Raw genomic sequence first — 9,474 nt, forward strand, 5'->3', positions numbered from 1 at the left:
GGTGAAGAGCGACGGCGCGACGACGATCGGCGAGCTCGTCACGGACCTGCTCGGCCCGATCGGAGGACCGAAGGAAGAGCTCAAGGGCAATCCGGCGGAGCACTACATCATCGGGCGCCTGGCCCCCGGGGGAGTCGCTGCCGACGGCGGGATGAGCCTGGCCGGGATGCCGTTGGAGCCCACCCAGTTCGACGAGACGACCGTCGCAGGGGTGCCGGACGCGGAGGAGGGCGACCCGGACCTCGCCCAGCGTCCCCAGCCTCCAGCCCTCCAGCCTCGGACTCACCTTCCGGATCGACGGGCCATGGATGAGCTGAGGGTGCACTGCTCATGGGCTCGGTACAAACCCAGGCCCCTCCAAGGATCCCGAGTACAAGGGCAGCTGCTCTGTCTGGCACCGGACGGCCTACGCCGGGACGGTGCCCGTCAAGCTGCTCGCGGACGGCACGATCGAGGCACAGGAAGTACTGCCCGAGGAATTCCCCGGAGTGGTGATACGCGGTCGGGCCCGAATGTATGAGGGCGACCGGCTCATCCCACTCTTCCTCGCTGGTTCCCCACCGGGGGTGGCAAGACCGAGGCCTACCTCGACAGTCGGCCGACTGGTCGACCACCTGCTCTGGCTCACGGGCCCAGAAGCCCGATATCTGCGGCCCGGCTGACCCATCTCGCGCGGTCTCTTGGCCGTGTACACGCGTCTGGCCCCCGGTATGCCACCCGGGGGCCAGACCCAAGGCGAAAACCGTTACGGCAGGTTCCTCGCCATGACGATGCGCTGGACCTGGCTCGTGCCCTCGTAGATCTGCGTGCTTTACAGGTCATATGGCTCTGGCGTGCACGAACACCCCTCTCAGAGGGGGCCTCCCCAGCTTTTCCCCGTGATCGTCAACAGTCTGCGCAGGCAGGAGGCGCGCTGGAGGCATCACCACCAGTCGCGCGGTACGCGAGCAGGCCCGGCGCAGATTACGCGGTTTCCCGTTCCGTCAACCGTGATCGCTTGACCGGTGCGCCCAGCCCTCGGGAGCATCAACCCAGATGCGGGACACCGGCAGCGGCACGGGAGAGGGGAACCCAGACCATGAAGGTCACCAAGCTGGTCAGCACGTGCGACATCAAGGACTGCCCGACGATCTACGCCACGGATCGCGGCACCTTCCTGGTACAGGGCGAGACGCCGACTAACCACGGGCTTCAGATTCCCGCGCACGAAACCCTGGTCGAGATCCCGATGGAACTGATCCAGAAGGCCATCCGTGACAACCTCATCTAGGACCCTCGGCGACCTCTTCGACGCGTTCGAGCGCGAGGCATTCCGGCTGGAGACCCTGGACGACTACAGCAAGTCCGGGAGCGTCGACGCCTATCAGGCATTCCTGGCCGGGGAGCCACAGCCGGACGACTACAACGCGGGCTGGGTCGAAGAACTACGCTCGCACGCCGAGAAGGGGAAGCGGGTGTACCGGGTCCATATCCTGTCCCGCCCACTCACGGACTATCTTAGGTTCGAACTCGGCTGGGGCTACCACAAGAACGTGAGCGGGGGCGAAGAGTTCTTCATCCTCGACATCACCGACAAACCCAACCCCTTGGAGGATGTTCCGGATTTCTGGTTCTTCGACTCCAAGTCCGTGGCCGTGATGAATTACGACGGAAGCGGGAAGTACCTGGGTTCGGAAGTGCTACCGCAGGAAAGAACAGCGGAGTTCACGCGGTACCGTGACGCGGCACTCGCGCACGCGGAACCGTTCACCGAATGGTGGGCCAAGTACGGGGCGTGAACAGAGCACAGTTTGGAGCCGCGCTGCGGGCGCTGCGAGTGGCATCCGGCAAGGAAGCCAAAGCGGTGGCCCGCAGCGCCCTCATGTCTCCGTCCAAGCTGTCCAAGATCGAGAATGCGAAGCTGGCACCCAGCGCGACGGACGTCGAGCGCATCCTGACCGCCATCGGCGTCTCGGACGAGGTCAAGGCGGAGTACACGGAAGCCGCACGCGCGTCAGCAACAGAGGCGACGGCGTGGCGCCTGCTCAAGCGGTTCGGGGTCCACAAAGGCCAGCAGGCCGCCAAGGCCTTGGAAGCCCAGATGTCTGTACTGCGGCTGTTTCAACCCGCGCTCGTTCCGGGCCTGCTCCAGACTCCCGAGTACACCCGGGCCATTCTGCAACGCCACGACCTGAGTGAAGACGCACTCACGCGAACGATCAATGGGCGACTTGAACGGCAAGCAGTTCTCTACGACAACGCAAAGTCGCTACGGTTCATCATCACCGAACCTGTTCTGCGCTGGCGCATCGTGCGACCGCAGATGATGGCTGCTCAGCTTGATCGCATCGTGTCTATTTCCCGACTCTCCCACGTGGACATCCGGATAGTCCCCCTGCGGGTTCAGCAACACGACATCGCAAATCACGCCTTCGTCATCCGTGACGACCGCATGGTGACCGTTGAAATCGTCCATGCCGAAGTCGTCGCTACGGACCCACGAGACGTGAGTCTCTACGTTGATAAGTTCGAAGGATTCGAGCGAGCAGCGCTGGCCGGCGACGAAATGCGGGATCTGATCGAAGGTATCCGCAACGACTTTTTGCGGGAACAGGAAACAGGCTAGAGGCGCGATCGTGGCCCACCGAAGATGGGGGCCATGGTGAGCGACAGCAGGGCACATAGGACCGAAGCGGCTGATCATCTGGGCAGCAGTGAGGCCCGACAGTTCCTCTCTCACCTCTCCGGAGCGCGCGGTGTCGGCGGTGTGCTCCTGGTCCGTAAGTCCGGCCCCGGGCCGGAGGGAGCGGACCTTGCCCCCGGCTCGTCCTTGAACTGGCCAAAGTGTGAATGCGGTGCCCCGAAGTGCCCGGACTACCAGGCCCGTCCGCAAGCGTCGCGAGAGGAACTGAGCGCCAGGGTTGCCGAGGCCGACGGGCGGAGCCGGAGGGGTGGGCTGTGAGCATCAGAACAGCCATGCGGTACGTGATGCACAGGATCAACGAGCACCCCGACACGGACGTCACCTTCGAGGCCGTATGTCTGCACTGCAAGTGGACGGCGACGCCTTCCAGTGACTCGGCATCCGTCGATGTGGAGTGCATGAGCCACACGGGCCGCAGTGGTCGCAAGGGGTTCAGACGCATTCGTACGTCGTTCGCCATGGTGGTCCGCGCTGAGTAGAAGCCCCCGCCCCGGCGGTGAAAACCCTGGACAGGTCGAGCGGTCGGGGCGGGATGCACAACGGTGCGGGGACCGATTCCCCGTCTGGCACGTCGAAGGGATCAGGCACGATGACCGCAGTCCCCGAGTTCGAGTTCCGCACATCCAATGCGTGCAAGTACGACCCGAACGACCGCCGCTGTGTCGAGGTGGCGACGAACGTTCCCGGTAGGGTCGTCGTCCGCAACTCCGCGACCGGTGAGACGGTCGAGTTCACGGCCGTTGAGTGGACCGACTTCCTGTCAGGTACCAAGCTGGGTGAGTTCGACTTGTCTGTCTAGGGAGACACCGTGCACGAGTGCCCACGCTGCGGCAGCGAAGCGGTACCGGACCCGGAACATGAACGGGTGATCTGCTGCCTGTCGTGCTGGCACACGTGGGCGCTGCCGAAGGACACCCACTGTCCGGGTTTTCTTCCTCGTCTCATGCCCGCGCTGCGGATGCTGGAGGAGTACCGGGACCTGCGACGCTAACCAAGCAAAGGAACGCCCCTGCCGAATAGTGGGGGCGTTCCTTTGGTTTGATTCGAGTGGTCAGAGCAGTGCACGGAAAGGGTTGGCGGCGAGCGGTTCCAGGCGCTTCGATTGGGGCGCAGGCATCGGGGCCTGCCTCAGTTCCGGGCGGTAGGCATCCATCTGCACGACCGTGGCACGGTTCTGCTCACGCTGAGAGTTGGCCGGCCGCGACGCAGAGCGACGGGAATCGTTGCCGTTCAGGTCACGCTTCGCGCTGGCCAGCTGGGTTTCTGCGTGACGGGAATCGTCACCGCGGAGCGTGAAAACGGTGGCCGGTCGACCGGTCCTCCCCGCCCGTTTCACGGTCACGACGATTCCGGGTAGTTCCTTGACCTCTGCGGCCCGAGTTCGAGCGTCGCCGCCAGGCCCTGCAGCAGGCCGGAGACATCCCCGACCCCCGTGAAGCTAAGATCGTCCGGCTCAAGGCGGAGAGCACCAAGCTCAGGAAACGGCTGACCCGATCCGAGCAGACGATCAACGAGCTTATGGACTTCCGCGCCCAGGCCCTGGCATGGCTCGCCGCCCAGCACGAAGAGATCGTCCGCCTCCGTGAAGCCGCCCTCGGGACAAGCCGCGTGAGCCGCCTTCCCGCACCGCGAACCACACGTGCAGCTGACACACCGGGATTCACTGGGCACTGTCGGACGCAGGGTGATCGAAAAGGGTTTACGGACGGGGCTGCGCTTGGATAGACGTTACGGCGGAACCCCCACCATGAGGGTGAGGGGCCACGACAGCGAGAGGAGGGGTAAGCCCATGATCGCCATGATCACCGCGCTTGTGTCCTCCCGGGGTGCGGACCACATCTGACCTCGGAGCGGACGGGCGCTCTCACCGGAGCGTGCTTTGACCGTGAAACAGAACGACCTGACCATGCGTCCGATCACCGGACGCGAAGAACTCGTCCTCTTCTCCCAACTGCCTTACACCCTCAACAAGGAACTGGCGGACGACCTTGCCGCCGGCCGCCGACGTCCGGAATGGATGTGGGTCGCCCTCCGCGGCGAGCGCCTACTGGCCAGGGTCGCATGGTGGGGTCGGACCGGAGACGACACACCATTCCTTTTGGACATTTTCGACATCGACGACAGCAGCGCGGATCGCGATCGCGTGGACATCGGCGTGCGGCTGCTGCAGGCTGCCACGGCCGCAGTGGTCCCAGCCGGCGCCCGTCCACCCGAGTACAACCGAGCCGTCCCACCCGATTGGCGCGAGGGCGGAGTGACCGGGCACATCGTCGAGGACCGCATGCTCGCCCTAGAACGGACCGGCGCCCGGCAGTTCGTCGAACGGGTGCTTCTGGAGTGGCGTCCCGGGACGCCACTCCCCGAGCCGAGGGGGCGCCTGGCGTTCCGGCCGGTCCGCGACACCGAGGAAATCCTCGCCCTGATGACTCGGGTCCTGGACGGAACGCTGGACGCGCACAGCAGGGACGACCTGACTCGGATGTCCCCCCGCGAAGCGGCGGCCAGACACTATGAGGAGGAACTCGCGCACTTCCGGAGCCCGAAGGACCGGTGGCGGATCGCGACACTGCCGGACGGCGAGCCGGTGGGGTTCGTCACCCCGGCCCGCAACGACTACAACCCCGTCATCGGCTACCTCGCCGTACTCCCCGAACACCGGGGCAACGGCTACATCGACGAGATCCTTGCCGAAGGCACCCGGATCCTCAGCGCGCAGGATGTCCCCCGCATCCGGGCAGCCACGGATCTCGGCAACACCCCCATGGCGAACGCCTTCCAGCGCATCGGATACGTCAACTTCGGGCGCCGGATCTGCATGATCTGGAGCTGACCGAGGGCGCGGGGCTCCCGCAACGGCGTCCCGCCCACTCGCTGGCGATCAACAGAGTGAACTGCATCACACCAGCGAGGCTGGAATGCAACACGCGCTGCCCGCATCGTCGCGAACGCGGCGTCAAAGCTCGTCTGGTCAATCACGACACAACTCCGACTGCACACGGCCTCTGCGGACACAAGGCATTACTACGGGTCGCGACTGCTGTACGCCGGAGTCCCCGAGAACGACGTGGCCGACTGGATGGGCCACAGCAGTACGGACGTACTGAGGGAGCACTACCACTACATCTTCGAAGGGGCCGAGCAGCGCGGTCGGGCCGCCATCGCAACGATGTTGACGCCCGGCGCTGACGACCCCACGGAGGCGTCAGAGGTCGCCTGATCCGCTTACGACAACAGCCCCCGGCATCACGCCGGGGGCTGTGTTGTTTGTGCAAGTCAGTGGCCGATTCCAGCCCGGCATCCGCCCAGGATTCCCCCAGCATGACGCCCAGGAACGGTCCTGATCAGGCCGCAACGGACAGAAAGCCAAGGATGTGCCTACGGACCCCCGAAACCGCCTCTGACCTGCGAAAACCCTACTACGGCAGGTTCCTGGCCATCACGATCCGCTGGACCTGGTTCGTGCCTTCATAAATCTGCGTGATCTTCGCGTCGCGCATCATCCGCTCCACCGGGTAGTCCCGCGTGTAGCCGTAGCCGCCGAGCAGCTGGACCGCGTCCGTGGTGATCTCCATCGCGACGTCGGAGGCGAAGCACTTGGCCGCGGCGCCGAAGAAGGTGAGGTCGCCGTCGAGGCGCTCGGACTTGGCGGCGGCCGAGTAGGTGAGCTGGCGGGCCGCCTCCAGCTTCATGGCCATGTCGGCGAGCATGAACTGGACGCCCTGGAAGTCGCCGATCGGCTTTCCGAACTGCTTGCGCTCCTGGACGTAGCCCTTGGCGTAGTCGAGGGCGCCCTGCGCGATGCCGAGGGCCTGGGCCGCGATCGTGATGCGGGTGTGGTCCAGGGTCTTCATCGCGGTGGCGAAGCCGGTGCCCTCCTCGCCGATGATGCGGTCGGCGGGGATACGGACGTTGTCGAAGTAGACCTCGCGGGTCGGGGAGCCCTTGATGCCGAGCTTCTTCTCCGGGGCGCCGAAGGAGACACCCTCGTCCGACTTCTCGACGACGAAGGCGGAGATGCCCTTGGAGCGCTTGGTCGGGTCGGTGACGGCCATGACCGTGTAGTACTCGGAGACGCCCGCGTTGGTGATCCAGCGCTTCACACCGTTGAGCACCCAGAAGTCGCCGTCGCGCACGGCCCTGGTCTTCATGCCCGCCGCGTCGGAGCCCGCGTCGGGCTCGGAGAGGCAGTACGAGAACATGCCGTCGCCCTTGGCGAGCGGGCCCAGGTACTTCTTCTTCAGGTCCTCGGAGCCGGAGAGGATCACCGGGAGCGAGCCGAGCTTGTTCACGGCCGGGATGAGGGAGGAGGAGGCGCAGGCACGGGCCACCTCCTCGATCACGATGACCGTGGCGAGGGCGTCGGCGCCCGCGCCGCCGTACTCCTCGGGTACGTGCACCGCGTGCAGGTCCGCGGCGGTCAGGGCGTCCAGCGCCTCCTGTGGGAAGCGGGCCTCCTCGTCGACGGCCGCCGCGAACGGGGCGATCTTCGCCTCGGCGAGCGCACGCACCGTCTCGCGGAGCATCTCGTGCTCCTCGGCCGGACGGTACAGGTCGAAATCGGTCGAACCCGCCAAGACGCTCACTCCCCAGAGATGCTAACTACCGTTAAGTAACCCAATTTTAGAGCGCCGTTCCCGCAATGACCTATGCAAAGCGTGCGTGAGCTTCGCGACAGGGGTGGCAGAAGCTGCGCAGGCGGCCGGAAACCGGGCCTTCGGGGGCACGACTATGCTCGTTCACCGCACGTCTGTCTGCATCTCCCAGGAGCACTCCATGGCCCTCAGGATCACTGTGATCGGCACCGGCTATCTCGGCGCCACCCACGCCGCGGCCATGGCGGAACTGGGCTTCGAGGTGCTCGGCCTCGATGTCGTGCCGGAGAAGATCGAGATGCTGGGCGCGGGCAAGGTCCCGATGTACGAGCCGGGCCTGGAAGAACTGCTCCGCAAGCATGTGGAGGGCATCGAGGGAGCCACCGGGCGGCTGCGGTTCACCACCTCGTGGGAAGAGGTGGCGGCCTTCGGCGATGTGCACTTCGTCTGCGTGAACACTCCGCAGAAGCACGGCGAGTACGCCTGCGACATGAGCTACGTCGACAGCGCCTTCGAGTCACTGGCACCGCATCTGACCCGGCCCGCCCTGGTCGTCGGGAAGTCGACCGTGCCGGTGGGTTCGGCGGCCCGGCTCGCGGCACGGCTGGCGGAGCTGGCGCCGGTGGGTGCGGAAGCGGAGCTGGCCTGGAACCCGGAGTTCCTGCGCGAGGGCTTCGCCGTGAAGGACACCCTGCACCCGGACCGGATCGTCGTCGGTGTGGCGAGCGAGCGGGCCGAGAAGCTGCTGCGCGAGGTGTACGCGACGCCGGTCGCCGAGGGGTCGCCGTTCGTGGTGACGGACTTCCCGACCGCCGAGCTGGTGAAGACCGCGGCCAATTCCTTCCTGGCCACGAAGATCTCGTTCATCAACGCCATGGCGGAGGTCTGCGAGGCCGCCGACGGCGATGTGAAGAAGCTGGCCGAGGCGATCGGGCACGACGAGCGGATCGGGTCCAAGTTCCTGCGGGCCGGGATCGGCTTCGGTGGCGGCTGTCTGCCGAAGGACATCCGGGCCTTCATGGCGCGCGCCGGTGAGCTGGGCGCGGACCAGGCGCTGACCTTCCTCCGCGAGGTCGACTCGATCAATATGCGGCGCCGCGGCCACATGGTGGAGCTGGCCCGGGAGGCTGTGGGCGGCGATTCGTTCCTCGGCAAGCGGGTCGCGGTCCTGGGTGCGACGTTCAAGCCGGACTCGGACGACGTACGGGACTCGCCGGCGCTGAACGTGGCCGGGCAGATCCATCTGCAGGGCGGCCAGGTCACGGTCTTCGACCCGAAGGGCATGGACAACGCCCGGCGGCTCTTCCCGACCCTCGGTTACGCGGACTCGGCGCTGGACGCGGTGCGCGGCGCGGATGTGGTGCTGCATCTGACGGAGTGGCGCGAATTCCGCGAGCTGGACCCGGCGGCGCTCGCCGAGGTCGCGTCCCGCCGGATAATCCTGGACGGCCGCAACGCGCTCGACAGCGAGCTGTGGCGCAAGGCCAGCTGGACGTACCGGGCGATGGGGCGCCCGAAGGCCTGATCCGGCGCGTTAGGCGCGCCGCGCGCGATAGGCGCGCATTTTGGCGCGGGCGCCGCACACCGACATGGAGCACCAGCGGCGGCGCCCCGCCGGGCTGCGGTCGTAATAGGCCCAGCGGCAGTCCTCGGCCTCGCACGCCTTGAGCCGGGCCCAGGTGCCGTCGGCCGCCGCGGTGGCGATGGCCGCCGCGACACGTGCGGTGAGACCGGCAGGTTCGGCGGCGGGCCGCAGCGAGGCGGCGCCCGCCGCGTCCACGGTGACGCGCAGAGGTGCTTCGGCGAGGATCCGGTCGAGCGGGGGCGCGGCGACGCCGTCCGGCGGGTGGTGGCCGGCGTGGAGCTGACCGGGGGCACGGGCACGACGCTCGCGTTCCAGGCCGCGCCCGGTCACGTAGCGCCGCAGTGGCCGCGTGCGGACGGCTCGCAGCAGTTCCATCTGGATCTGGCCGTGCCGGATCTGGACGCGGCGGAGCAGGAGGCGCTCGCCCTGGGCGCGACCGTGCTGGACGCGGCGGACCGCGGGCGGAGTTTCCGGGTGTACGCCGATCCCGCGGGGCATCCGTTCTGCCTCTGCGCGTGTTAGAAGCGGGGGAGAAAACGTGCGGAGCACGCCCCAGGCGCCCCGATCACCGTCGAGCTGCGGTATGAGCCGGACTCGCTGGTCGTGGAGGTCGC

The 9,474-nt window shown here is 66.8% G+C and carries 11 protein-coding genes and 2 pseudogenes; 9 read left to right on the forward strand and 4 right to left on the reverse strand.

Translation table 11 applies throughout. The features are described 5' to 3' along the window. On the reverse strand, positions 1–286 hold a 286-nt coding region (locus tag ABTZ94_RS33645), incomplete at its 3' end, for a hypothetical protein (protein WP_351206617.1). Between the two features lie 792 nt (positions 287–1,078). Here ABTZ94_RS33645 and ABTZ94_RS33650 point away from each other — a divergent pair. From ABTZ94_RS33650 to ABTZ94_RS33670, 5 genes are all read left to right on the forward strand, one after another. Next, the gene (locus tag ABTZ94_RS33650; RefSeq protein WP_208785554.1) at positions 1,079–1,270 is read left to right on the forward strand and encodes a hypothetical protein; all 192 of its coding nucleotides are present in this window, start codon (positions 1,079–1,081) and stop codon (positions 1,268–1,270) included. After that, the gene (locus tag ABTZ94_RS33655; protein WP_351206619.1) at positions 1,254–1,778 is read left to right on the forward strand and encodes a DUF6879 family protein; all 525 of its coding nucleotides are present in this window, start codon (positions 1,254–1,256) and stop codon (positions 1,776–1,778) included. Before ABTZ94_RS33650 ends, ABTZ94_RS33655 begins: the two co-directional genes overlap by 17 nt. Continuing rightward, the gene (locus tag ABTZ94_RS33660; protein ID WP_351206621.1) at positions 1,775–2,605 is read left to right on the forward strand and encodes a helix-turn-helix domain-containing protein; all 831 of its coding nucleotides are present in this window, start codon (positions 1,775–1,777) and stop codon (positions 2,603–2,605) included. The genes ABTZ94_RS33655 and ABTZ94_RS33660 overlap by 4 nt, the downstream gene beginning before the upstream one ends. 332 nt (positions 2,606–2,937) lie before the next feature. Further along, entirely contained in the window at positions 2,938–3,162 is a 225-nt protein-coding gene (locus ABTZ94_RS33665; RefSeq protein ID WP_351206623.1) for a DUF7848 domain-containing protein, read from the forward strand. A 110-nt stretch (positions 3,163–3,272) separates the two neighbouring features. Continuing rightward, entirely contained in the window at positions 3,273–3,482 is a 210-nt protein-coding gene (locus tag ABTZ94_RS33670) for a DUF397 domain-containing protein (protein WP_351206625.1), read from the forward strand. 539 nt (positions 3,483–4,021) lie between these two features. Here ABTZ94_RS33670 and ABTZ94_RS33675 read toward each other — a convergent pair. Continuing rightward, entirely contained in the window at positions 4,022–4,246 is a 225-nt protein-coding gene (locus tag ABTZ94_RS33675; protein WP_351206627.1) for a hypothetical protein, read from the reverse strand. A 343-nt stretch (positions 4,247–4,589) separates the two neighbouring features. On the opposite strand from ABTZ94_RS33675, the gene ABTZ94_RS33680 reads away from it, so the two are divergent. Continuing rightward, complete coding sequence (locus tag ABTZ94_RS33680) at positions 4,590–5,513, forward strand: GNAT family N-acetyltransferase (protein WP_351206633.1); 924 nt, start codon at positions 4,590–4,592, stop codon at positions 5,511–5,513. Between the two features lie 234 nt (positions 5,514–5,747). Then, positions 5,748–5,900 (forward strand): hypothetical protein, encoded by a 153-nt coding sequence (locus tag ABTZ94_RS33685; RefSeq protein WP_351206629.1) that lies wholly within the window; start codon positions 5,748–5,750, stop codon positions 5,898–5,900. A gap of 199 nt (positions 5,901–6,099) precedes the next feature. Here the strand turns inward: ABTZ94_RS33685 and ABTZ94_RS33690 are convergent, their stop codons facing one another. Then, positions 6,100–7,257, reverse strand: coding sequence for an acyl-CoA dehydrogenase (locus ABTZ94_RS33690; RefSeq protein WP_351206635.1), 1,158 nt, complete (start codon positions 7,255–7,257; stop codon positions 6,100–6,102). 199 nt (positions 7,258–7,456) lie between these two features. Here ABTZ94_RS33690 and ABTZ94_RS33695 point away from each other — a divergent pair, with 199 nt between their 5' ends. After that, complete coding sequence (locus ABTZ94_RS33695; protein ID WP_351206631.1) at positions 7,457–8,800, forward strand: UDP-glucose dehydrogenase family protein; 1,344 nt, start codon at positions 7,457–7,459, stop codon at positions 8,798–8,800. Between the two features lie 9 nt (positions 8,801–8,809). Here ABTZ94_RS33695 and ABTZ94_RS33700 read toward each other — a convergent pair. Continuing rightward, positions 8,810–9,154: pseudogene (locus ABTZ94_RS33700) on the reverse strand (CGNR zinc finger domain-containing protein); the annotation flags it as partial. Here ABTZ94_RS33700 and ABTZ94_RS33705 point away from each other — a divergent pair. After that, positions 9,155–9,382, forward strand: a pseudogene (locus ABTZ94_RS33705) (VOC family protein); the annotation flags it as partial. Positions 9,383–9,474 lie beyond the last annotated feature (92 nt).

It is taken from the genome of Streptomyces sp. NPDC002785 (assembly GCF_040295565.1).
In the GTDB taxonomy this organism is placed as follows: domain Bacteria; phylum Actinomycetota; class Actinomycetes; order Streptomycetales; family Streptomycetaceae; genus Streptomyces.